The organism is Stenotrophomonas sp. Steno-C17, from assembly GCF_056393165.1.
This window is the reverse complement of record NZ_JBWJPD010000003.1, coordinates 19,674-43,294: the sequence shown is the minus strand read 5'-3', so window position 1 is coordinate 43,294 and position 23,621 is coordinate 19,674. Positions and strand designations below refer to the sequence as shown.

At 67.0% G+C, this 23,621-nt stretch carries 23 protein-coding genes and 1 pseudogene; 19 read left to right on the top strand and 5 right to left on the bottom strand.

What is annotated here, in order from left to right; translation table 11 throughout:
* Positions 1 to 10: 10 nt before the first annotated feature.
* Complete coding sequence (locus tag AC06FA_RS03475) at positions 11 to 487, top strand: hypothetical protein (protein WP_478067142.1); 477 nt, start codon at positions 11 to 13, stop codon at positions 485 to 487.
* On the opposite strand, the gene AC06FA_RS03470 is transcribed toward AC06FA_RS03475, so the two are convergent.
* The 3 genes and pseudogenes from AC06FA_RS03470 to AC06FA_RS03460 all read right to left on the bottom strand — a co-directional run bounded on the left by AC06FA_RS03470 (position 451) and on the right by AC06FA_RS03460 (position 1,975).
* Positions 451 to 816, bottom strand: coding sequence for a hypothetical protein (locus tag AC06FA_RS03470; RefSeq protein WP_312706203.1), 366 nt, complete (start codon positions 814 to 816; stop codon positions 451 to 453). The two genes, AC06FA_RS03475 and AC06FA_RS03470, sit on opposite strands and share 37 nt — an antisense overlap.
* 38 nt (positions 817 to 854) lie before the next feature.
* Positions 855 to 1,222 (bottom strand): annotated as a pseudogene (locus AC06FA_RS03465) (hypothetical protein).
* Positions 1,223 to 1,636: 414 nt separating this feature from the next.
* Positions 1,637 to 1,975 carry a hypothetical protein gene (locus AC06FA_RS03460; RefSeq protein ID WP_478067141.1) on the bottom strand — a complete coding sequence of 113 codons (339 nt, stop codon included), beginning with the start codon at positions 1,973 to 1,975 and terminating at the stop codon, positions 1,637 to 1,639.
* A gap of 316 nt (positions 1,976 to 2,291) precedes the next feature.
* On the opposite strand from AC06FA_RS03460, the gene cyoA reads away from it, so the two are divergent.
* From cyoA to cyoD, 4 genes are read left to right on the top strand one after another with little or no spacing between them, the layout of a single operon-like run.
* On the top strand, positions 2,292 to 3,332 hold the full coding sequence (gene cyoA, locus AC06FA_RS03455) for a ubiquinol oxidase subunit II (RefSeq protein ID WP_312706200.1): 1,041 nt from the start codon (positions 2,292 to 2,294) through the stop codon (positions 3,330 to 3,332).
* A gap of 2 nt (positions 3,333 to 3,334) precedes the next feature.
* On the top strand, positions 3,335 to 5,332 hold the full coding sequence (cyoB, locus tag AC06FA_RS03450; protein WP_108748964.1) for a cytochrome o ubiquinol oxidase subunit I: 1,998 nt from the start codon (positions 3,335 to 3,337) through the stop codon (positions 5,330 to 5,332).
* Positions 5,329 to 5,967 carry a cytochrome o ubiquinol oxidase subunit III gene (gene cyoC / locus AC06FA_RS03445; protein ID WP_312706198.1) on the top strand — a complete coding sequence of 213 codons (639 nt, stop codon included), beginning with the start codon at positions 5,329 to 5,331 and terminating at the stop codon, positions 5,965 to 5,967. Before cyoB ends, cyoC begins: the two co-directional genes overlap by 4 nt.
* Positions 5,967 to 6,308 (top strand): cytochrome o ubiquinol oxidase subunit IV, encoded by a 342-nt coding sequence (gene cyoD, locus AC06FA_RS03440; RefSeq protein WP_108748966.1) that lies wholly within the window; start codon positions 5,967 to 5,969, stop codon positions 6,306 to 6,308. The genes cyoC and cyoD overlap by 1 nt, the downstream gene beginning before the upstream one ends.
* 292 nt (positions 6,309 to 6,600) lie before the next feature.
* On the opposite strand, the gene AC06FA_RS03435 is transcribed toward cyoD, so the two are convergent.
* A complete protein-coding gene (locus AC06FA_RS03435) occupies positions 6,601 to 8,658 on the bottom strand; it encodes a putative bifunctional diguanylate cyclase/phosphodiesterase (protein ID WP_478067140.1) in 2,058 nt (685 codons plus the stop codon).
* Positions 8,659 to 8,862: 204 nt separating this feature from the next.
* On the opposite strand from AC06FA_RS03435, the gene radA reads away from it, so the two are divergent.
* The 4 genes from radA to AC06FA_RS03415 all read left to right on the top strand — a co-directional run bounded on the left by radA (position 8,863) and on the right by AC06FA_RS03415 (position 15,381).
* Entirely contained in the window at positions 8,863 to 10,239 is a 1,377-nt protein-coding gene (gene radA / locus AC06FA_RS03430; RefSeq protein ID WP_312706196.1) for a DNA repair protein RadA, read from the top strand.
* A 394-nt stretch (positions 10,240 to 10,633) separates the two neighbouring features.
* Positions 10,634 to 12,490 (top strand): ATP-binding protein, encoded by a 1,857-nt coding sequence (locus AC06FA_RS03425; protein ID WP_478067139.1) that lies wholly within the window; start codon positions 10,634 to 10,636, stop codon positions 12,488 to 12,490.
* A 51-nt stretch (positions 12,491 to 12,541) separates the two neighbouring features.
* Positions 12,542 to 14,848: a tetratricopeptide repeat protein gene (locus AC06FA_RS03420; RefSeq protein ID WP_478067137.1), complete on the top strand. Its 2,307-nt coding sequence runs from the start codon at positions 12,542 to 12,544 to the stop codon at positions 14,846 to 14,848.
* A gap of 65 nt (positions 14,849 to 14,913) precedes the next feature.
* Positions 14,914 to 15,381, top strand: coding sequence for a hypothetical protein (locus AC06FA_RS03415; protein WP_478067136.1), 468 nt, complete (start codon positions 14,914 to 14,916; stop codon positions 15,379 to 15,381).
* 55 nt (positions 15,382 to 15,436) lie between these two features.
* On the opposite strand, the gene AC06FA_RS03410 is transcribed toward AC06FA_RS03415, so the two are convergent.
* Positions 15,437 to 16,231: a cytochrome C assembly family protein gene (locus AC06FA_RS03410; RefSeq protein WP_108748971.1), complete on the bottom strand. Its 795-nt coding sequence runs from the start codon at positions 16,229 to 16,231 to the stop codon at positions 15,437 to 15,439.
* A 122-nt stretch (positions 16,232 to 16,353) separates the two neighbouring features.
* Between AC06FA_RS03410 and ffh the strand changes: the two genes are divergently transcribed.
* The 10 genes from ffh (at position 16,354) to AC06FA_RS03360 (ending at position 23,609) form a co-directional block, all read left to right on the top strand.
* Entirely contained in the window at positions 16,354 to 17,730 is a 1,377-nt protein-coding gene (gene ffh, locus AC06FA_RS03405) for a signal recognition particle protein (RefSeq protein WP_199934553.1), read from the top strand.
* Positions 17,731 to 18,101: 371 nt separating this feature from the next.
* Positions 18,102 to 19,172 (top strand): NAD(P)H-dependent flavin oxidoreductase, encoded by a 1,071-nt coding sequence (locus AC06FA_RS03400; RefSeq protein ID WP_478067135.1) that lies wholly within the window; start codon positions 18,102 to 18,104, stop codon positions 19,170 to 19,172.
* Positions 19,169 to 19,969, top strand: a complete 801-nt coding sequence (locus AC06FA_RS03395) for an aminotransferase class IV family protein (RefSeq protein ID WP_478067134.1) — start codon at positions 19,169 to 19,171, stop codon at positions 19,967 to 19,969. Before AC06FA_RS03400 ends, AC06FA_RS03395 begins: the two co-directional genes overlap by 4 nt.
* Positions 19,970 to 20,135: 166 nt before the next feature.
* A complete protein-coding gene (gene rpsP, locus AC06FA_RS03390; RefSeq protein WP_108748975.1) occupies positions 20,136 to 20,396 on the top strand; it encodes a 30S ribosomal protein S16 in 261 nt (86 codons plus the stop codon).
* A gap of 45 nt (positions 20,397 to 20,441) precedes the next feature.
* Positions 20,442 to 20,954, top strand: a complete 513-nt coding sequence (gene rimM / locus AC06FA_RS03385; RefSeq protein WP_108748976.1) for a ribosome maturation factor RimM — start codon at positions 20,442 to 20,444, stop codon at positions 20,952 to 20,954.
* Between the two features lie 8 nt (positions 20,955 to 20,962).
* Positions 20,963 to 21,721 (top strand): tRNA (guanosine(37)-N1)-methyltransferase TrmD, encoded by a 759-nt coding sequence (gene trmD / locus AC06FA_RS03380; RefSeq protein ID WP_478067133.1) that lies wholly within the window; start codon positions 20,963 to 20,965, stop codon positions 21,719 to 21,721.
* Between the two features lie 154 nt (positions 21,722 to 21,875).
* Positions 21,876 to 22,277, top strand: a complete 402-nt coding sequence (gene rplS, locus AC06FA_RS03375; RefSeq protein WP_005408597.1) for a 50S ribosomal protein L19 — start codon at positions 21,876 to 21,878, stop codon at positions 22,275 to 22,277.
* Positions 22,278 to 22,359: 82 nt separating this feature from the next.
* Positions 22,360 to 22,740 (top strand): DUF6404 family protein, encoded by a 381-nt coding sequence (locus AC06FA_RS03370; protein WP_478067132.1) that lies wholly within the window; start codon positions 22,360 to 22,362, stop codon positions 22,738 to 22,740.
* 4 nt (positions 22,741 to 22,744) lie between these two features.
* Positions 22,745 to 23,176, top strand: a complete 432-nt coding sequence (locus AC06FA_RS03365; protein WP_478067131.1) for a DUF1801 domain-containing protein — start codon at positions 22,745 to 22,747, stop codon at positions 23,174 to 23,176.
* A 34-nt stretch (positions 23,177 to 23,210) separates the two neighbouring features.
* Entirely contained in the window at positions 23,211 to 23,609 is a 399-nt protein-coding gene (locus AC06FA_RS03360) for a DUF1801 domain-containing protein (protein ID WP_478067130.1), read from the top strand.
* Positions 23,610 to 23,621: the final 12 nt, after the last annotated feature.

Here is a 23,621-nt window from a genome sequence, read left to right as displayed (position 1 = left end):
GACGCGCGCGATGGATACAGAAACCCAGCAGTTCCTGGCGTACCTGCTCTCTGATGGGGGCAGTGGCAGCAACGCTGTTGAACACACTGCGCACCTGCAGCGGTACTACAGCGGCCAGATGTCCGTGCCGCGCCCCATCGAGGCCGACCTCGACGCGTGGCTGGGCCATGCCGACCCTGCGGCGTTGCTGCGCGCGGCGCAGTGGTTGGTGCAGGGATATGCACTGGCCGAGACGTTCCCTGCGCTGCATCTGGCGTGGGTGAAGCGGTTGCTGGATGAAGGCCGGCTGCAGCCGCTGCAGGCCATTCCTCTGTTGGCGCTGCAGCCGGCGCATCACGCGCTTGATATGCAGGGCCAGGAGATTGCCTGGCTGGCGCTGCACGCCGTGGAAGAAGGGCGCGAGGCCGAAGAGCAGCACCTGCTGCTCTCCCTGCTCTCCCTGCTCGCCACCTATCCCCACCCGTCCGCGCCGCGCCGCACGAATTGACCGCGCTGGCGCATCGCCCTCCACCATTGCTGTTCCAGCTCCCACAGGTCCGGCACCTGCTGCCGTGAATCGTCAAATACGATAATCACCATGCGCTTGGGCGAATTATCGACCAGTAATACCGGCGTATCCCCCACATACATTTCGAAATGCCGCGCCCCGCGCGCGGCGGGGCTGACCCGCAGTCCGTCGGCATCCCGTTCCCGTGCAAACTGCGCGGCCTGCTGCCACATCAACAGAAAGTCCGGCACGGTCTGTTTGCTGTAGCTGTTTACGCTGAGTGCGGGTTCCGGCAGATAGAGATGGCCGGCAAGCAGGCCCAGCAGCATCACCACCGTGGAGGGAATGGACGCCGCCGCGGCCCGGGCTACGGTTGCACCTGCAGGCAGTTGGCCGCATGCGCGGTCAGGGCGATGCAGGCCAGCAGCAGCCCTTCCGTGCTGCGATCGCCCAGGGTGTCTTCGGGCTGGGCGGTCTGGCGGGTGCGCTCGGCCGCCAACAGCATCTGCTGCACGGTGGCCAGACCGGCCAGGGCGCAATCGGCGTCGGCCAGTTGCAGGCGCCGGCCGGGTGGCATCGCGCGTTCGGGCCAGGGCTGGCCATCGGCGGCCGCGCCCCGCTGGATACGCCGCAGCGTGGGGTGAAGGTGCTGGGGTCGGTGCCGGGTTCGCCGCCGGCGTCGGCAGCAGGCGCCGCGCGGCGGGCGTTCAGATCAGGAAATTCCGATGCGTTCATGGCAGATGCTCCGTGCAAAACACAAAGCGCCACCGCAGGGGTGGCGGACGGTGCGTGGCGGCAAAAACCGGGTCTGACGAATCCGGCGGGTGCATGCGAACACGCACCCCCACGCACCGCCCGCCATAGAACGCGGACGGATTGCCAGCCGGCGCCACGCAGAGGTGGCGCCGACTGGCAAGCGTAAACACTCGTCAGACATCGGGTTTGCCGACCCGGCCACTCGTTTTCAGTGGCATGCCATGGTGTGCACAGCCCGCGAGCCGCTGCCAAGGGCAGATTGCGTCAATGCGGGGATGTTTTACGCTTCGGCGGCATTTTGGCACGCCGGCCCGCAGCCCGAAACGCCCGCCCGGCAAGGCCGGGTTGCCATCAGGCCCGGTTCAAAGGGCCACCCAGCCAGCGTCGAACAGGTCAGCCCGCCCGGCCAACCCGAAGCCCCGGCCCGAGGCGATCACGACAGAACGGTGCCAGTTGCCGCAGATACCCGCCCACCGCCCCGGCCAGTGCGCCCCAGGCCAGGCGCCCCACGACCTGCAGCCCGCGCCCGGCCTGCAGCCGCAGCCAGGGCAGGGTGGCCAGCAGCTGCGCGCCCAGCAGCAGCGCCAGCACGTCCAGCCCCAGCACATCCACCAGCCCCAGCAGCGGCGCCAGTTCCGGGTTGCAGGCCAGCAGCACCACCAGCGCGGCGCCCAGCAGGGCAAGCGTGCGCCGCACGGTGGGCGTGGTGAGCCAGCGCAGCAGGGCATTCATCAGGCATCCTTGCGAAGAGGGGGCGTCAGTCACCCAGTCTTGGTGCGGCAGCGGCTCGGTTCAAGTACGCTGAACACGTTCAGCCTGCTTTGCCGAATCCGGCCCCCTGCGCGCGGTGCGACAACGTGTCGCAGCGATATCCGGCCGATTCCTGCGCTGGATCATTGTCAATGCCTTTCTTAAATGATGCGTGACGGCCTAAAATTGAAAGGCTGACTCGACCCCACCTCACTGCCTGTCTCAACCACAGGCGGGACCGGCTTTTGCCGGAGCGGGCAGGACGGGGAACGGCATTCCCTCGCAATTGGATCGACCGATGATTCCGTTGAAAACCCTTGGGCGCTGGTTGCGCCCGGGCCTGCTGCTTGCACTGCTGGTGATGCTCACCGGCTGCGATGCCGTGGCCATCCTCAGTCCGAAGGGCCAGATCGGCCAGGACGAGAAGACCCTGCTGATCACGGCTGTCGTGCTCATGCTGCTGGTCGTCGTCCCGGTCATCGTCATGACCCTGACCTTCGCGTGGAAGTACCGCGCTTCCAACACCAAGGCCCGTTACGAGCCGAAGTGGTCGCATTCCACGGCGATCGAGGTGGTGGTGTGGTCGATCCCCTGCATGATCGTGCTGGTGCTGGCGGTCCTGACCTGGCGTTCGTCGCACGCACTGGACCCGTACAAGCCGCTGGAATCGGACGTCAAGCCGGTCACCATCGAGGCGATCTCGCTGGACTGGAAGTGGCTGTTCATCTATCCGGAAGAGAAGGTTGCGGTCGTCAACGAGATCAAGTTCCCGGTGAACACCCCGCTGAACTTCAAGATCACGTCGGACACGGTGATGAATGCGTTCTTCATTCCGCACCTGGGCAGCATGATCTATTCGATGGCAGCGATGGAAACCAAGCTGCACCTGATCGCCAACGAAACCGGTGAATTCCCGGGCATGTCCTCGCACTACAGCGGCGCGGGCTTCGCCAAGATGCACTTCACCGCCTATTCGGTAACCGATGCCGAGTACCGCCAGTGGCTGGACCAGGTGCGTGCCGGCGAGCAGACCCTGGACAAGACCAGCTTCAAGGCCCTGGGTGATGCGAAGAATTCCGAGTGGTACCCGGTCACCTACTTCGGCAAGACCGAAGAAGGCCTGTTCGACTGGGTCATTGCCAAGCACATGGGCGACAACCAGCACTACGGCATGAAGCATTCGCATGCCGGTGCGGCCGCCGCCGATGCTGCCAGCCATGAAGCGCACGAGGGGCACACCCCCAGTGACGCGCATGATTCCAAGGAATCGGGTGAAAACCTGGATGCCACTGAACACGAACACGCAGGCCATGCCGGCCACGCGGGTTCGGGAGAATGAACATGTTGGGAAAACTCTCTCTTGAGTCGATCCCCCACGATCCGATCGTCCTGACGACGTTGATCGGTGCAGTGCTGGGTGGTCTGGGCGTGATGGCCCTGATCACCAAGTTCAAGCTGTGGGGTTACCTGTGGAAGGAGTGGTTCACCTCGGTGGACCACAAGAAGATCGGCGTGATGTACCTGATCGTCGCCTTCGTCATGCTGCTGCGCGGCTTCTCCGACGCCATCATGATGCGTACCCAGCAGGCGCTGGCAGTGGGCGGTTCGGAAGGCTACCTGCCGCCGCACCACTACGATCAGATCTTCACCGCCCACGGCGTGATCATGATCTTCTTCGTGGCCATGCCGCTGATCACCGGCCTGATGAACCTGGCCGTGCCGCTGCAGATCGGCGCGCGCGACGTCGCGTTCCCGTTCGTCAACTCGCTCAGCTTCTGGCTGTTCGTGGCGGGCGCGGTGCTGATCATGCTGTCGCTGTGGATCGGTGAATTCGCCGCCACCGGCTGGCTGGCGTTCCCGCCATTGTCGGGCATCGAATACAGTCCAAGCGTCGGCATGGACTACTACATCTGGGGTCTACAGGTCGCAGGCCTGGGTACCACGCTGAGCGGTATCAACTTCTTCATTACCATCCTGAAGATGCGTACCCCCAGCATGAAGCTGATGCAGATGCCGGTGTTCACCTGGACGGCGCTGGTCACCAACGTGCTGATCGTCGCCGCCTTCCCGGTGCTGACCATCACCCTGGTGCTGCTGACCCTGGACCGTTACCTGGGTACGCACTTCTTCACCAATGATGGTGGCGGCAACGCCATGCTGTACATCAACCTGATCTGGATCTGGGGCCACCCGGAAGTCTATATCCTGGTGCTGCCGGCCTTCGGCGTGTTCTCCGAAGTGATCGCGACCTTCTCGCGCAAGGCGCTGTTCGGCTACAAGGGCATGGTCTACGCCACCGCCTGCATCGGCGTGCTGTCGTTCATCGTGTGGCTGCACCACTTCTTCACCATGGGTTCGGGTGCCAACGTCAATGCCTTCTTCGGCATCACGACGATGATCATCTCCATTCCCACCGGCGTGAAGATCTTCAACTGGCTGTTCACCATGTTCCGCGGTCGCGTGCAGTTCACCACGCCCGTGCTGTGGACCATCGGCTTCATGGTCACCTTCACCATCGGCGGCATGACCGGCGTGATGCTGGCGATCCCGGCCATCGACTTCGTGCTGCACAACAGCCTGTTCCTGATCGCCCACTTCCACAACGTCATCATCGGCGGCGTGGTGTTCGGCATGTTCGCCGGTATCACCTACTGGTGGCCGAAGATGTTCGGCTTCCGCCTGAACGAGTTCTGGGGCAAGTGCGCCTTCTGGTGCTGGTTCATCGGCTTCTATGTGACCTTCATGCCGATGTACGTGCTGGGCTTCATGGGCATGACCCGTCGCCTGCAGAGCACCGTGAACCCGGCCTACGAGCCGCTGCTGCTGGTGGCTGCCGCAGGTGCCTTCATCGTGGGTGCCGGCATCCTGTGCCAGATCATCCAGGTGGCTGTGTCGATCCGCGACCGCAAGAAGACCGCCGACCTGACCGGCGACCCGTGGGATGCCCGTACGCTGGAGTGGGAAACCTCTTCGCCGCCGGCCTTCTACAACTTCGGCAGCCTGCCGGAAGTCACCGAACTGGACGATTTCTGGGAGCGCAAGCAGCGTGGTGAAGCCTGGCCGAAGCCGGCCAAGTACACCGACATCCACATGCCGCGCAACACCGGCACGGGTGTGGTCATCGGCGCCTTCAGCCTGGTGTTTGGCTTTGCGATGATCTGGCACATCTGGTGGCTGGCCATCGTCGGCTTCGTCGGCATGATCGCCACGTTCATCTACCGCACCTTCGACCAGGACGTGGACTACTGGGTCCCGGCCGCCGAGGTGGAACGCATCGAGAACGAACACCGCAAGCACCTGGAAGCCCAGGGCCTGGTGAAGTCGGAGCTGAAGGCATGAGCACCAATACCTCGACCCTGAGCCACGGGCACGCCGCGCACGCGGCGGCCCATGGCCATGACGACCACGAGCACCACGACACCGGCGGCAATACCGTCTTCGGTTTCTGGGTGTACCTGATGAGCGACTGCCTCATCTTCGCCTCGCTGTTTGCCACCTACGTGGTGCTGGTGGGCGGAAATGACGGCGGCCCGACCCCGAAGGATCTGTTCGAGCTGCCGTTCGTGGCGTGGGAAACCGCGCTGCTGCTGACCTCGTCGCTGACCTTCGGCCTGGGCATGATTGCCATGCACCGCAAGCAGGTGGGCCAGATGTACCTGTGGCTGGCCATCACCTGGCTGCTGGGCTTCGGCTTCATGTGCATGGAAGTGTGGGAGTTCAACCACCTGATCCACCAGGGCTACGGCCCTGACCGCAGTGCCTTCCTGTCGGCGTTCTTTGCCCTGGTCGGTACCCACGGTCTGCACGTGAGCGCCGGCCTGCTGTGGCTGCTGGTGATGTTCGTGCAGCTGAAGAAGTACGGCCTGACCCCGACCAACAAGACCCGCATGGCGTGCCTGAGCCTGTTCTGGCACTTCCTGGACCTGATCTGGATCGGCGTGTTCTCCGTCGTCTACCTCAATGGAGCGCTGTAATGGCACATGACAACCATGCACACGACCACGGCACCGGCGGCGAAAGCCACGGCAGCGTGAAGTCGTACCTGATCGGCTTCGTGCTGGCGGTGGTGCTGACCGTCATCCCGTTCTGGGTGGTGATGTCGGGCGACTTCTCGCGCACCGTAAGCGGTGTGGTGATCGCGGTTTCCGCGGTGCTGCAGATGCTGGTGCACCTGGTGTTCTTCCTGCACCTGGACCGTTCTTCGGAAAGCCGCTGGAACGTCAACGCTGCTGCCTTCACCGTCGTGGTGATCGGCATCATCGTGGCCGGCACCTTGTGGGTCATGCACAACATGAACGTGCACATGATGCACTGACGTCTTCGCGACGTTGCCACACACGAAAAGGCCGCCCCTCGGGGCGGCCTTTTTCGTTGGCGGAGGGTGGGGGTCAGAGCCCTTGCCTGCGGCGAGGGATCCGACCCCGCTGGCCTTGCCGCTCCTGCGCTCGTGAATGGGTAGCGCCGGGCCATGCCCGGCGGGTAGATCCACGCCATGCGTGGATGGCAGCGCGCGCGATGCAGATGGGGTCAGAGCCCTTGCCTGCGGCAAGGGATCCGACCCCGTCGGTCGCGCCGCCGGGCATGGCCCGGCGCTACCGCCGCGCGGTTCAACCGACCTTGCGCAGGAACTCGTCGGCAGCCATCGGCCTGCCCAGGTGGTAGCCCTGCAGCTGGTCGCAGCCCAGCCCGCTCAGGTAATCCTGCTGTTCCTTGGTCTCCACGCCCTCGGCCACCACCTGCAGCTGAAGCGAACGGCCCAGCGCCACGATGGACGACACGATGGCCGCGTCTTCGGCGTTCTGCTCCAGCTCGCGCACGAACGCGCGATCGATCTTCAGTTCGGTGGCCGGCATGCGCTTCAGGTACAGCAGGCTGGAATAGCCGGTGCCGAAATCATCAATGGCGATATGCACGCCCATCGCGGTCAGGTCGTTCAGGATCACCAGGCTGGCTTCCACGTCCTTCATCGCCGTGGTTTCGGTGATCTCCAGGGTCAGGCGCTCCGGCGCGATGCCGTGCCGCTGCAGCGCAGCGCGCACGCTGTCCAGCAACGCCGGCGAGGAGAACTGCAGCGGCGACAGGTTCACCGCCATGGTCCATTCGTGCTGGCCAGCATCGTGCCAGGCGCGCAGCTGCGCGCAGGCCTGGTCCAGCACCCAGTCACCGATGGGCAGGATCAACCCGCTGCGTTCGGCAATGGGAATGAACACGTCCGGGCTGAGCATGCCCAGTTCCGGATGCTGCCAGCGCAGCAGTGCTTCAGCGCCCACCGCCGGGGTGCCGGCGGCCACGAACTTGGGCTGGTAGTGCAGCAGCAGCTCGCCGCGTTCGGTGGCGCGGCGCAGGTCCTGCAGCAGGCGCAGCTGGCGGTTCGCGCTCACCTGCATCGACGGGGTAAAGAAGGTGTAGCCGTTCCGGCCGCCTTCCTTGGTGTGGTACATGGCGGCGTCGGCATGGGCCATCAGTTCGCGTTCGCTGGTGGCATCGTCCGGGTACAGCGCAATGCCCAGGCTGGCGCTGACCTGCAGTTCGGCCGCATCGATCAGGAACGGTTCGGCCACCGCGGCAATGATGCGCTCGGCCACCACCACCGCGTCGTCGGGTTCGTCGATGGCCAGCACGATCACGAACTCATCGCCACCCAGGCGGGCGAAGGTGTCCTGCGGGCGCAGCAGGGCGCTGACGCGCTGGCTCATCTTCACCAGCAGGCGATCGCCCAGTTGGTGCCCGTAGGCATCGTTGACGGCCTTGAAGCCGTCCAGATCGCAGAACATGACCGCCAGCGCATGGCCGCGGCGGCGCGCCTTTTCGATTGACTGCTCGATGCGATCCTGCAGCAGCATGCGGTTGGGCAGCTGGGTAAGCGGGTCATGCAGGGCGGCCTGCAGCAGCTTGTCGTTGGCCTTTTCCAGCGATTCGGCCAGCAGACCGGTGCGCACGCGCATCTGCCGGTCGAACAGCGACGCCACCAGCGCAATGCCGATCACGCCCAGGGTGGTGACGATCACCAGCACTGCCAGCCAGTGCGATTCAATGCCGCCGTCGATCACCGCGCCGCAGAGGCTGCCGGCCGGGAAGCTGGCGGCGGCCATGCCGGTGTAATGCATGCCGACAATGGCCAGGCCCATCACTGCCGATGCGGCAACGCGCAAGTGCAGGGTGCGCTGCTCTTCGCGGCGCAGGCGGAAGGCGATCCACAGTGCCGCGGTGCAGGCACCAATCGCCACGGCGATGGACAGCGCGAACCACAGCGGGTCGTAGTCGATGCCCGGCTGCATGCGCATCGCGCCCATGCCCAGGTAATGCATGGTGGCCACGCCCAGGCCCATCAGCGTGCCACCGGCCAGCAGGCGCCGCCGCGGCAGTTCCGGGCGCGATACCAGCCACAGGGCATAGGCCGACGCGGCGATGGACACCGCCAGCGAGTACAGGGTGATGCCCAGATCGAAGCCGATCGGAATCGGCAATTTGAAGGCCAGCATGCCGATGAAGTGCATGGACCAGATGCCCAGGCCCATGGCCGATGCGCCGCCGATGAGCCACCAGCGGGCCACCCGGCCCTGTGCGGTGGCCAGGCGGCCGGCCATGTCCAGGGCGGTGTACGAAGCGAGAATGGCCACCAACAGCGAGAAAGCAACCAGGCTCTGGCTGTAAGTGCCAGTCATTGCGGGTCCTTCAGGGAAAGCGGGGAGGGCAGGCATGAAGCCGCGAACTATAGCGGCGGCAGGGGGCTGAACCTTAGCAGTTAAAAAGTGTGATGTTCATCTCGTATTTGGAGATGTGTAGGCGGCGTGCCGGGGGCGGGCTGTCGCAGCGCCTGCGACCGCGCTCGGCTATCCTCCTTCACCGTTCACCACGCAGGATTTCCGATGGCCAAGGCCCGCACCGCTTACGTCTGCAACGAATGCGGCGCCGATTCCAGCAAATGGCAGGGGCAGTGCCCGGAATGCGGGGCGTGGAACTCGATGTCGGAAATCGTGCTGGAAAGCGCTGCGGCCGCGAAGGCCCCGGCGGCCCGCCGCAATGGCTGGGTGGGCAAGATCGATCCGCCGAAGATCACCGCGCTGAAGGACGTGCAGCAGACCGAGCACCGCCGGGTCAGCACCGGCATTGGCGAGTTCGACCGCGTGCTGGGCGGTGGCCTGGTGGAGGGCGCGGTGGTGCTGGTCGGCGGCGACCCGGGCATCGGCAAGTCGACCCTGCTGCTGCAGGCGGTGGCCAGGATGGCCGCCGAGCTGCCGGTGCTGTACGTGACCGGTGAGGAATCGCTGGCGCAGGTCGCCGGCCGCGCGCACCGGCTGGAACTGCCGCTGGACGGCGTGAACGCCTTGGCCGAGACCGGTGTCGAGTCGATCATGCAGCACGCCAGCAAGGCCGGTCCGCGGCTGATCGTGGCCGATTCGGTGCAGACCCTGTGGACCGAAACCCTGACCGCCGCACCGGGGTCGGTCAGCCAGGTGCGCGAAAGCGCGGCGCGGCTGGTGCGCTTTGCCAAGGAAACCGGCACCGCCGTGTTCCTGGTCGGCCACGTGACCAAGGAGGGCGGCATTGCCGGCCCGCGCGTGCTGGAACACATGGTGGATGCGGTGCTGTACTTCGAAGGCGAAAGCGGCAGTCGCTTCCGCCTGCTGCGCGCGTTCAAGAACCGCTTCGGCGCGGTGAATGAGCTGGGCGTGTTCGCCATGGGCGACAAGGGCCTGAAGGAAGTGTCCAACCCCTCGGCCATCTTCCTGTCCGGCAGCAGCGCGCACCAGCCGGGCAGCTGCGTGATGGTGACCCGCGAGGGCACCCGCCCGCTGCTGGTGGAAGTGCAGGCGCTGGTGGATGCCTCGCCGCTGTCCAACCCGCGCCGCGTGGCCGTGGGCCTGGAGCAGAACCGCCTGGCCATGCTGCTGGCGGTGCTGCACCGCCACGGCGGGGTGCTGGTGGGCGACCAGGACGTGTTCGTGAACGTCGTCGGTGGCATTCGCGTGCAGGAAACTGCCGCCGATCTGCCGGTGCTGCTGGCGGTGCTGTCGTCGCTGCAGGACCGGCCGCTGGCGGAAAAGACGATTGCGTTCGGCGAAGTGGGCCTGTCCGGTGAGATCCGCCCGGTGCCCAACGGCGAAGACCGCTTGCGCGAAGCGGCCACCCATGGCTTCAAGCGCGCCATCGTGCCCAAGGCCAACGCGCCGAAGGGCGGCAGCGTGAAGGGTATGGAAGTGATTGCCGTGGAGCGGCTGTCCGAAGCGATTGACGCGGCGTAAGCCGTGAGGCATCCCGCCGGGCGACATGCGCCGGGCGTGCCCTTGCCTGGAACGATGGGCTGCGAGGGATTGGGTGTGCCAATGCCTGGAACGACGGGATGCGATGCGCCGGGTGTGCCTTTGCCTGGAACGACGGGCTGCGATGTGCCGGGTGTGCCTTTGTAGAGTCGAGCTTGCTCGACTGCTTTCCGCGTCGAGGCAAGAGCAGTCGAGCAAGCTCGACTCTACCGGGTGCTGGGGAGCAGTCGAGCAAGCTCGACTCTACCGGGGCTGGCCCCCGCCGTGGCGCGGAATCCAACGCCCGGCACAGCAACGGTCAGCGTGCCTGTGCTAGTTTTCCCGGCTCGACGATGGCGCCCCGCGGCGCCTTGTGTGGCAAGGAGTAACCGATTACATGCAGGACCCGACGCTGACCACCCCCGCCGCCGAAATCCGCCGGGCCGGGGTCGATCTCAATGGACTGATGACGGTGCTGGGCAAGCACCTGTATTCCACCCCGATGGTGGCGCTGCGCGAGCTGGTGCAGAACGCGCACGATTCCATCATCCGCCGCCGCATCGAACAGACCGCTGGCGAGCTGCCGTCGCGCATCGATGTGCAGGTCGATGCCGCGGCCGGTGTGCTGCGCATCATCGACACCGGCGCCGGCCTGACCCGCCAGGAAATTCACGATTACCTGGCCACGGTGGGCGTGGGCTACACCCGCGGGCTGCGCCAGGGCGGTGACGACCAGGACGGCCTGATCGGCATGTTCGGCTTGGGCTTCCTGTCGGCCTTCGTGCTGGCGCGGCGGGTGAGCGTGCGCACCACGTCGTACCAGACGCCGGAACTGGGCCACCTGTATGTGTCCAGCAACGCCGAGCAGTACACCGTGAGCGAAGTGCCGGCGCGTGCGGTCGGTACGGAAGTGGAACTGGAACTGCACCCGGATTTCCTGCCGCTGGCCAACGAGGCGCGTCTGTACGAGGTGCTGGGCCGCTACTGCGCGCTGCTGTCCGAACCGATCTTCATCGGCGCCGCCACCGAGGCGCTGAACCCCGAGCCGCCGCCGTGGCGCGGGCAGGGCGAGGTGGCGTTGCACCCGGTGCAGGCGCGGCGCCAGGCGCTGCAGTTTGCCGCCCGCTTCGAACACGACTTCGAGCCCATCGTCACCATGCCGCTGCGCGCCGATGCGGAAAGTGACGCCACCGGCCTGCTGTGGGTGCAGGACGGCGCCACCTACGGCACCAGCGACAACCGCAACCTGTCGGTATTCGTGCGCGGCATGCTGCTGGACGACGATGCGCGCGACCTGCTGCCGCCGTGGGCCGGCTTCATCGGCGGGGTGATCGAATCGTCCCGCCTGACCCCCACCGCCAGCCGCGAGGACCTGCAGCGCGACGATCATTACCGCGCCGTGCAGCACGCGCTGCTGGAAGCGCTGATTGACGGCCTGGCCGACGTGGCGCGGCAGCAGCCGGAAGCCTGGCGCCGCGTGCTCAGCCGTCACAACGAGGCCCTGCTGGGCGCGGCGCTGTGCGACGACCGTCTGTTCGACCTGCTGCTGGAACACGTGCGCGTGCCGACCTCGCAGGGCGATCTGCCGGCCAGCGCGCTGCCGGCGCGCGGCGCGGTGCACGTGATCCTGGACAACGGCGGCGGCTTCGAAGAGATGCTGTTCCGTGCCATGGGCGTGCCGGTGGCACACGGCCACCGCTACGCCGTGGTGCCGTTCCTGCGCCGCTGGACCCAGGCCAAGGGCCTGCGCCTGGTGGAGCTGGGCACCGAACAGGGCAACCGCGCGCTGTTCCGCAGCGATGACAGCCTGGACCAGGCGCAGTTGGCGTGGCTGCGCGAGCACCTGGGCGATGGCGAGCAGCTGCTGCCGGCGCGCTTCAGCCCCGAGGCGCTGCCGGTGGTGGTGGTGCCCGACCGCGAGGCCGAGCTGAAACAGCGCCTGGAAGACGATGAGAACGACAAGCGTGTGTCGATGGCCGCGCTGCGCCTGGCGCGCCAGTTCACCGCACGCATTGAATCGCGTGCGCCGTCGCGGTTGTACGTGAACCTGGACAACCCGGCGGTGCAGGCGCTGCTGCAGGCGCAGCGTGCCGGCCATGCGCAGGCCCCTGCTGCAGCGCGCCTGCTGCGTTCGCTGAAGATCATCGTGTCCGCACAGGGGCGGCCGCTGGCGCGCGACGCCAGCGCCGCCACCCCCGATCTGAACGGGGCCTTCGCCGATATTGCCGGTGCCCTGCAGCAGATGCTGCGCTGAGCACCGCTCACTTTCTTATCCAGCCTTCGCTAGACAGGAGCGTTACACATCATGGAAATCTGGAACTGGGTCGAAAAACTGCAGGAAGACCTGCGCCATGCCGGCCAGGCGCAGAACGCGCACCTGCTGACCCGCCTGGCCGATGAGGTCAGTGAACTGCAGGTCGATCGCGTGGATGCACTGTTGCCCGAGGCGCGCGCGCTGGGCAAGGCGCTGGACAACCCCTGGGTGGATGTCTACGTCGGTCACTGGGCGCTGCGCAACCGCGTGGGCAACCGTCTGGAAGGCGAGAGCGCACTGGGCGACGCGGTGGCGCTGTTCGAGCGCGCCCACCGTGCCGACACCCTGGACTGCCCGCAGTCGATCTGCGTGACCCAGGATCTGGCCGCCTGCTACGGCAACATCGACGGCCCGGGTTGGGTGCCCGAGCGCATTGAAGTGTGCGATGAAACGCTGGCCCGCATCGACCCCAGCTGGGCCTGCTTCCAGTGCCTGAGCTGCGAGAAGGCCGATGCGCTGCTGGACGATGGCCGCGGCCAGGACGCGCTGGATTACCTGCAGGTGCAGTCCGATGCGATCAAGGCGCGCGGCAAGGAAGTGTTCGACAGCTTCCCGGAAATGCAGATCAAGGTGCTGCTGGCCACCGGCCGTGCCGACGAAGCGCTGGTGCTGATCGAGCAGCGCGAAGCCGAAGTGGAAGCCGCCGGCGAGTATGAGCCGGCCAACTGCACCGTGCCGCGCCGCCTGTCGCGTGCCTGGGCGCTGGCCCAACTGGGCCGCGACGAAGAAGCGCTGCAGCAGCTGGTGCCGTGGAGCGAGCTGACCCCCAATACGTGGCGCATGTGGGCCAACACGGTGGCGATCCTGTGCCAGCGTGATCCGGCGCGCAACACCTGGGATCTGGGCACGCGCTTCAACACGATCATCGAACACTTCGCCCGCGTGGGCGCGCACCGCCTGGTGATCGAAATGGCCGCGTTGAGCCTGGAACTGGCCCTGCAGCGCGGCGCGCGCTGGGTCGCGCAGCGGCAGCTGCGGCTGGCGCGCACGCACCTTTCGCAGCTGCGCCAGGACCGGGGTGCGGCCGAACAGGTGGCCGCGCTGGCCGCACGCATCGACGCACTGCCCGAGGCCGCGCCGCTGCCGGTGCCAGCCGCCGAACTGCTGCCGTGGCTGGAAGCGCAGGGCCAGCAGAACCAGTCGCGCGATCCCGAGCGCGAGGCGCAGTGGCTGCTGCAGGGCCATACACAGTGCCCCGACGACGAGGCGCTGGCCGAAGTGGCGGCGTCGGCGTTGAATGCCTGTGGCGCGCAGGACGAAGCGCGCGCGCTGCTGTGGCAGTTCGTGCGCGCGCATCTGCAGGAAGACGGTCCGGCGGCCTACACGCTGATGCGTTGGCTGGCCGAGCAGGGCGATGACGAGGGCCTGCGCCAGCTGGCCGATGTGTACCGCAGCAGCGTGCCGGTGTTCGCCCACTGGTGCGATGTGCAGCGTGCGCGCAGGGTGTCCGACTGGCCGGCGCTGGAGCAGGCCGCCACTGCGCTGCTGGCACTGTCGCCCGGCTCGCACGGCGCGCGTGGCACGCTGGCCCGCATGTACATGGAAACCGGCCGCTTCAGCGATGCGCAGGCCTGTTACGCGCAGTTGGTGGAGCTGCAGGAGGATCCCAACGCCGCGCACTGGGACCACATGAGCGCCGCCAGCGCCGCGCGCGACTGGGATGCGGTGCGCCGTTCGGCCGCGGCCATCGGCATGGAACTGTCCAGCCAGCAAGGCGTGGTGGAAGAGCCGTGGGGCTGGGTGATCATCCGCAGCGAAGAGCAGGGTGAGCCAATGGAGTACTACGCCCGCCGCACCGGCCCGGTGACCGCGCGCATCGTGGAAAACGCACCGGCCAACCGTGCCCAGCAGGTGGGCGATTGGGTGGTGTTCGACGCCGCGCTGGTGCATCCCGCGCCGGAAGACGAAGAGGCCCGCCAGCACTTCATTCCCACCTATGCGCAGGTGCACGTGCTGGAGCGCGGTGGCTTTGCGCGCAGCTGGCTGATCGACGGCGCACACCCCGGCGAAGCCGCGTGGGATGCGTTGGTGGAAGCGGCACAGGCGCAGGGCTGGCAGGCGTGGGGGCACAGCCGTGCCGACTACACCGTGACCGACCCGGACGCGGAAGAGGGCACGCTGCCGGGCCTGCTGTTCACCGTGGCCCAGCCGCAGGATCACCCGCCGCTGGCGCTGCATCGGTTCCTGCAGCAGCAGACCGCGCAGTGGGAACACCCGCAATGCTGGCTGCGCCTGGCCGAAGCCTGCGACCAGGAACGCCAGCCGCACCTGGATGTGATCGAGCGGTACGGGCTGTAAGCCCGCCGCGCCGCGTACCCGCCGGGCCATGCCCGGCGTTGCCCCCTACACAAGGAATGAAACACATGCGAAAGACAGGGATGTTCATGATCGCCGGCCTGCTGCTGGCCCCCGCCGCGCAGGCCGCCCCGGCCTGCGAGGATGCCGTGGGCGTGGCCCGGGCGTTCTTCCAGGCCACCTCCGGCGATGCGGGCTATGTGCTGGATGCGCCGCGCGCGCTGGTCAGCGCGGCCTTCGGCAAGGCGCTGCGCGAAGAACGTGCCTGCCAGGCGCGCGAAGAAGGCATCTGCACGATCGATTCGGACCCGTGGCTGGATGCGCAGGATGGCGACATCGAGGGCCCGGTACGCTACGCCTGGAACGCAACGTCAGCGACGGTCGGCCAGGTCGAGTTGCGCTATTCGGTGTGGAAAAAGCCGTATGTGACCCGCCTGCCGATGGTCCGCAAGGGCCAGGGCTGCTGGCAGGTGGATGATGTGATCACGCAGAGCGGGCGCTCGGTGCGCGGCATCCTTGCCCAGCCTGTGCCCTGACGGTTGACGGCATCCACGCATCTCCGGTGGGTGCCGGCCGTTGGTCGGCACGCCTTTATCGGGTATGCCCGAACACCAGTTCAATCGCGAACTGGCTGCCGAAGAACGCCAGCAGCAGCAACAGCATCGCGCTCAGGGTCCAGTGCACGGCCTTCACCCCGCGCCAGCCGTAGCGGCGTCGGCCGACCAGCAGCACGCCGAACACGATCCACGACAGCACGCTGAGCACGGTCTTGTGCACCAGCTTCTGCGCCAGCAGGTCGTCCACGAACAGCACGCCGGTCACCAGGGTCAGGGTCAGCAGCGCGAAACCCACGGTGATGACCCGGAACAGCAGCGATTCCAGGTCGGCCAGCGGGGGCAGGGCGCGCAGCCACGGGCGGAATTCGCGACGGCGCAGGGCGCGTTCCTGCAGCCACAGCATGATGGCCAGCAGTGCGGCGATGCTCAGCGTGGCGTAGGCCAGCAGGGCCAGCCAGGCGTGGCTGGCCAGTCGCCAGCCCAGCACCTTGCTGGGGGCGTGGCCGTAGCCGTGGTACACCGCCAGCAGCAGCGCCGCCAGCGGGAACACCACCACGCCCAGCGCCGACATGCGCCCGCGCGCGCCCACCAGCGAGGTCAGCCAGGCCATGCCCAGGCCGACCAGCGACAGCGCGGCGAAGAAATGCATGTCCGGCCCGCCGCTGGTGCGCAGCGCCACCAGCACGTGGTAGCCGCCGTGCAGCAGCATGGCCGGCAGTGCCGGCCACAGCCAGGTGGGCGAGCCCATTGCCTCGTCGCGGCCGAGCGCGCGCACCAGCAGGACGCTGGCGGCCAGGTACAGCAGGATCGCGATGAGAACGATTGTCATCGTGGCAGTTTCGCATACCCCCGGTAAGCTGGCGACGGCCGCAGCGTCGCAGCCCGGGAACCGGGGCGGACCCGCTATACTGTCTGCCTTATTGTCCCCCGCTTTCAGACAGGTTGCGCCGCATGTTCGAGTCCCTGACCCAGCGCCTTTCCGGCACCATCGAGCGCCTGCGTGGCCGTGGCCGCCTGACCGAGGAGAACATTCGCGAGGCGACCCGCGAGGTGCGCATCGCGCTGCTGGAAGCCGACGTGGCGCTGCCGGTGGTGCAGGCCCTGATCGAACGCATCAAGGTGCGCGCGGTCGGCCAGGAAGTGCTGAAGTCGCTGACCCCGGGCCAGGCCCTGATCAAGGTCGTGCGCGACGAGCTGACCGCGGTGATGGGCGCTGAAGCCAGCGACCTGAACCTCAATGTTCCCGCCCCGGCCATCATCCTGATGGCGGGCCTGCAGGGCGCCGGCAAGACCACCACCGTGGGCAAGCTGGCCAAGCACCTGAAGGAAAAGCGCAAGAAGAAGGTGATGGTGGTGTCGGCCGACGTCTACCGTCCGGCCGCGATCGAGCAGCTGAAGACCCTGGCCGAGCAGGTGGGCGTGCTGTTCTTCCCGTCCAGCGCCGACCAGAAGCCGGAAGCCATCGTGCGCGCGGCCATCGACGATGCGCGCAAGTCCTTCGTGGACGTGCTGCTGGTCGATACCGCCGGCCGCCTGGCCATCGATGAAGCGATGATGGCCGAGATCAAGGCCCTGCACGCGGCGGTGAACCCGGCTGAAACCCTGTTCGTGGTCGATGCCATGACCGGCCAGGACGCGGCCAACACCGCCAAGGCCTTCGGTGATGCGCTGCCGCTGACCGGCGTGGTGCTGACCAAGACCGACGGTGACGCCCGTGGCGGTGCGGCGCTGAGCGTGCGCTACATCACCGGCAAGCCGATCAAGTTCGTGGGTGTCAGCGAAAAGCCGGAAGGTCTGGATGTGTTCCATCCCGACCGTATCGCCAGCCGCATCCTGGACATGGGCGACGTGCTGTCGCTGGTGGAGCAGGTCGAGCAGCAGGTGGACAAGGACAAGGCTGCCAAGCTGGCCGAGAAGGTCGCCAAGGGCAAGAAGTTCGACCTGAACGACATGCGCGACCAGCTGGAGCAGATGCAGAACATGGGCGGCATCGGCGGCCTGATGGACAAGCTGCCGGGCCTGGGCAACATTCCCGACCACCTGAAGCAGCAGGTCAGCCAGGGCAAGGAAGTGCCGCGCATGATCGCCATCATCAATTCGATGACCAAGAAGGAACGGCGCAACCCGAACCTGCTGAACGGCTCGCGCCGCGCGCGCATCGCCAAGGGTTCGGGCGTGACCCCGGCCGACGTCAACAAGCTCATGAAGCAGTACATGCAGATGGAAAAGATGATGAGCAAGATGGCCGGCGGCGGCATGAAGGGCATGATGCGCAGCATGAAGGGCATGATGGGCGCCATGGGCGGCCGCGGATTGCCGTTCCGTTGATGGGGTGATGCGTGGGTGGGTGAATGCGTTGGTACGCCGACGCATTGCCGGGGCCATGCATGGGTACGTCGATGCATTGCTGGGACCATGCAGGGCTACGTCGATGCACTGCTGGGACCATGCATGTGGACGTCGACGCATTGCTGGGATCACGCACGGGTACGTTGATGCATTGCTGGGATCACGCACGGGTACGTTGATGCATTGCTGGGGCCGTGCATTGGTAGAGTCGAGCTTGCTCGACTGAGGGGCCAGCAGCAGTCGAGCAAGCTCGACTCTACGTAGCGCGTGGTTCAGTCGAGCAAGCTCGACTCTACCCCCTTGCTGCGCGCACCATGGGGGCCTGTCTGCAACGATGGGCCGCCCTGCTGATGTCTGCTGTCACTTCCCGCGTCGAGGCGTTCTGCCGGCGCTTCCAGGTTTCCGTTCCGATCCTGCTGGCACCGATGGCCGGCACCTGCCCGGTGCCGTTGTCCGCGGCGCTGGCCAATGCCGGCAGCATGGGCGCGATGGGCGCGGTGCTGTCCTCGGCGGCCGATATCGGCGTGTGGATGGATGGTTTCCGCGCCGCGTCTGTCGGCCCGGCGCAGGTGAATCTATGGCTGCCCGACCCGGCGCCCGCCCGCGACGTGGCCGCCGAAGCCGCCAGCCGCGCTTTCCTGGGCCAATGGGGCCCCGAGGTGCCGGCCAGTGCCGCCGATGCCACCCCGGCCGATTTCGATGAACAGTTCGCCGCCCTGCTGGCCGCGCGCCCGGCGGTGGCCTCGACCATCATGGGCGTGCTGTCGCCGCGCCACGTGCAACAGCTGAAAGACGCCGGCATTGCCTGGATTGCCTGCGCGACCACGCTGTCCGAAGCACGCGCTGCGCAGGGCGCCGGTGCCGATGCGGTGGTGGCGCAGGGGGCGGAGGCTGGTGGCCATCGCGGCGCCTTCGATCCGGCGCTGGCCGAACGGCAACTGGTCGGCTTGTTCGCGCTGTTGCCGCGGTTGGCCGACCATCTGCAGATTCCGGTGATCGCCGCCGGTGGCATCGCCGACGGTCGTGGCATTGCGGCCGCGCTCACCCTGGGCGCCAGCGCCGTGCAGATCGGCACCGCCTTCCTGCGCACGCCCGAAGCGGCGATCGCCCCGGCCTGGGCCGATGCACTGGCGGTGACCGAACCCGAAGACACCTGGCCGACGCGCGCCTTCAGCGGGCGCTTGGGCCGCGGCCTGGCCACGCCCTATGTGCGCGCGGCAGCGGCCGATGCTGCGCCACCGCCGCGCCCGTACCCGGTGCAGCGCGGGCTGACCGCGCCGATGCGCAAGCAGGCGGCGCAGCGCAATGATCTGGCGGCGATGCAGGCCTGGGCCGGGCAGTCGGCGTGGATGGCACCGGCGCGGCCAGCCGCCGAGGTGCTGGCCGACATGTGGCGCGACGCGCAGGCCCTGCTGCGGTGACCGTGACCTGCAATGGCCAGCCCGCGCAGGCCGACGATCTGCTGCCGGCGCTGGTGAACTACGGCCACTTCACCTCCTTGCAGGTGCGTGGCCATGCCGTGCAGGGGCTGGATCTGCATCTGGCGCGGCTGTCGCAGGCCACGCGCGAGCTGTTCGGCAGCGAACTGGACGTGCGCCAGGTGCAGGCCTGGATGGTGCAGGCGCTGCAGCAGGCGGGGCAGGGCGACGCCTCGCTGCGGGTGACGGTGTTCTCGCGCCGCTTCGATTTCCGTAATCCGCTGGCCGCCGTGCCGGTGGACGTACTGGTGGCGGTGTCGGCGCCGGTGGCCCTGGTGGCGCCGAAACGGGTACGCAGCGTGGTCTGGCAGCGCGACTGGCCGCATCTCAAACATGTGGGAACATTCGGTCTGTTCGCCCAGCGCCGCGCCGCGCTCGCTGCAGGGTTTGACGATGCGCTGTTGGTGACGGCCGATGGACTGATCAGCGAAGGCAGTACCTGGAACCTGGCCGTGCACGATGGCCAACGGCTGCTCTGGCCGCAGGCGCCGGCCCTGCGCGGAACGGCGGAGGCGCTGCTGCAGCGGCATTGGTCCGGCGCGCAGGCCATCCAGCCCCTGCGGCTGGCCGATCTGGCCGATGTGAAGGCGGCCTTTGCCTGCAATGCCAGTGGCCTGTGGGCGCTGGACGCGATTGATGGGCACGCCCTGCCGGGGTCGCAGGCGCTGGCTGAACAGGGCAGGACGGTGCTGGCGGACGTGGCGTGGGACGTGCTTCAGAAAGACGCGACACAGCGGTAGCGCGGGGCCATGCCCCGCGAGCGCAGCGGTCGGGTGCCGTCCCGCCGGGCGTGGCCCGGCGCTACCGTGAAGGCGGGTCACCCATGGGGTTGGCCCAGCCGCCATCTGCCGCTATAATCGCCCGCTTACCTCGCCATTCCGGCGACTGGGCAATAGGAAAAACACCATGGTCAAGATTCGACTGACCCGCGGCGGCGCCAAGAAGCGTCCGTTCTACCACATCATCGTGACCGACGTGCGCAGCGCGCGCGACGGCCGCAACATCGAGCGCGTTGGTTTCTACAACCCGGTCGCCCAGGGCGGCGAGAAGCGCATCGAGCTGGACCTGGCCCGCGTTGACCATTGGGTCAAGAACGGCGCCCAGCCGACCGAAAAGGTCCGCAACCTGATCAAGGAAGCGGCCAAGACCCAGGCCGCTGCGGCCTGATCCTGACGGGCCGCGCTCTGGCGCGGCCCATCTGATTGAACGCAGATGAAAGATAACGAGCGCCGCATCCTGCTGGGCAGGATTGTCGGCGCTTTTGGTGTGCGCGGCGAAATAAAGCTCGAGTCCTGGACCGAGCCGCGTTCCGCTATTTTCCGTTACCAGCCGTGGATCCTGCGCAGCCCCAACGGGCAGGAATCGACGCTTGAAGGCGCCCGTGGCCGCGACAGCGGCAAGCATCTGGTGGCCCGGTTCCCGGGCATCGAAGATCGCGATACGGTCGAAGCCATGCACGGCACCGAGATCTACGTGGCCCGCAGCGCGCTGCCGCCGCCGAAGCCCGATGAGTATTACTGGGTGGATCTGGAAGGCCTGGACGTGAAGACCGTCGAGGGCGTTGCCCTGGGCCAGGTCTCGCACCTATTCAGCACCGGCGCCAACGATGTGGTCGTGGTCCGTGGCGACCGCGAGCGGATGATTCCGTTCGTGCTGCCGGACTTCGTCAAATCGGTCGACTTCGAGGCCAATCTGGTCGTGGTCGATTGGGACCCCGAGTTCTGAGTGTGAGCATGCGCTTCGACGTCATCACCCTGTTCCCCGACTTCCTGGCCCAGTCCGCAGGGCTGGGCGTGGTCGGCCGGGCGCAGGAGAAGGGGCTGTTCAGCCTGCACGGCTGGAACCCACGTGATTACGCCGAAGGCAACTACCGCCGGGTGGACGACCGTCCGTTCGGCGGTGGCCCGGGCATGGTGATGCTGATCGAACCGCTGCAGGCCTGCCTGCAGGCGATCCGCGACGCCGACCCGACCCCGGCGCGGGTGATCTACCTCAGCCCGCAGGGCGCGCCGCTGACCCAGGCCAAGGTGCGGGAACTGGCGGCGCTGCCGCGCATGGTCCTGCTCTGTGGCCGCTATGAAGGCATCGACGAGCGCTTCCTGGAAGCCAATGTCGATGAAGAAATCTCGCTGGGCGACTACGTGCTGTCCGGTGGCGAACTGGGCGCGGCGGTCATCATCGATGCCGTGGCCCGGCTGCAGGACGGCGCTCTGAACGACGCTGAATCGGCGGCCCAGGACAGCTTCGAAGGCGACCTGGGTCTGCTCGACTGCCCGCATTACAGCCAGCCGGCGCAGCACCCGCTGGGCGACGTGCCGGACGTGCTGCGGTCGGGCAACCACGCGGCCATTGCCGCCTGGCGCCGCCAGCAGTCGCTGGTTCGTACCGCGCAACGGCGCCCGGACCTGCTGGATGAACAGGCGCTGGGCAAGGCCGACCGCAAGCTGCTGGACCAGGCCCGCCAGGCCCAGAAACACAAGGCCAGCCCCTAGCGCAGGGCTGGCTTTATCGGCTATCATGGCCAATTCCCGCCAGCCCCGGCCGGCGCGCGCAGTACCCACAACAAACGTGCAGCACAGTTCCGTGACTGCATGAGCCTACGTTGTCAGAACGACACGCCCACCCGAACAAGAATCGGTGTAACCCATGAGCAAGCTGAACAAGTCCATCGTCGCGGAATTCGAATCCGCCCAGATCACCCGCGAACTGCCGAAGTTCAGCCAGGGCGACACCGTTGTCGTCAACGTGAAGGTGAAGGAAGGCAGCCGCGAGCGCGTGCAGGCCTATGAAGGCGTTGTGATCGCCACCAAGAACGCCGGCCTGAACTCCTCGTTCACCGTGCGCAAGATCTCGCACGGCTACGGCGTCGAGCGCGTGTTCCAGACCCACAGCGCCATCATCGACTCGGTCGAAGTGAAGCGTCGTGGTAAGGTCCGCGCCGGTAAGCTGTACTACCTGCGTGGCCTGGAAGGCAAGGCTGCCCGCATCAAGGAAGACCTGGCTGCAGCTGCTGCCGCCAAGGCTGCCCGTCTGGCCGAAAAGGCCTGATAAACAACTTCGGTTGTTGCCGCGACGGCCACCTTCGGGTGGCCGTTTGCGTTTGTGCTGCCGGATCGGCCACGATCAGGGCATGAATGAGATCAGCCCGCGCTACCCGGCCCGCATCCAGGCCGCGCTGCGCTACCTGGACCAGCAGGGCCTGCCCCGCGCGCAGGCCGCACCCTTGCTGCATCGCACGCTGTGGCGCCTGGGCGTGCCCCTGCCGCCGCCGATCCTGGCCGGCTTCGGGGTGAATGCGCTGATGCAGGGCCTGCTGTTCGGCCTGTTCTGGACCGGCCTGATGTGGGTGCTGATCTGGCAGGGCAGCGAACGCCCCTTGCCGTTGCTGTTGGCCGCCGGTCTGCTGGCCGGTGCCCTGTTCGGCCTGGTGATGGCCGCGCTGATGCGCTCGCTGCGCAACAGCCGCAAACTGCCCGATTGGCGCGGTTTCCTCGCCACGCTGAGGGACTGAGCCGATGCCCTCCAAGCCATCGGCACCCGCTGCGCCGAAGCTGTTGTCCGGCGGCAACCCGCAGATCGCCAAGGGCGATGGTGATGGACCGGTGCAGGCCTATATCGCCGCCATGCCCGGCTGGAAGCGTGCGTTCGGCGAGCAGCTCGATGCCCTCATCACCCAGGCCGTGCCCGGCGTGCACAAGGCCGTGCGCTGGAATTCACCGATGTATGGCGTGGCCGAAGGGCAGGGCTGGTTCCTCAGCTTCCACTGCTGCACGCGCTACATCAAGGTCGCGTTCTTCCACGGCGCGCTGCTGCAGCCGCAGCCGCCCGAGCCTTCGAAGCGGGCCACCACGCGCTATCTGCACCTGTATGAAGACGCCGTGCTGGACCGCGCACAACTGCTGGACTGGCTGCAGAAGGCACGTGCGCTGCCGGGCGCGCGGATGTAGTTTCCCATTCCCACCGTACCGTGCGAGTGCAGACATGCCCAGAAAAGCTGCGGAAGCCACCGAAGAAGCACGCCCTGCCTCTGAACTGATTGATGCACGCATCGCCGAACTGGGCGACTGGCGCGGCGATACGCTGGCCCGCGTGCGCGCGCTGATCCACCAGGCGCTGCCGGATGTGCAGGAAACCTGGAAATGGCGCGGCACGCCGGTGTGGGAGCACAACGGCATCCTGTGCACGGGCGAAACCTACAAGCAGGCAGTGAAACTGACCTTCGCCCACGGCGCCGCGCTGCCCGACCCGAAGGGCCTGTTCAACGCCAGCCTGGAAGGCAATACGCGGCGCGCGATCGACATCCACGAAGGCGAGATGCCCGACGCGACCGCGCTGAAGGCCTTGTTCCGCGCTGCGGCCAAGCACAACGCGGCGAAGTAGAGCGGTAGCGCC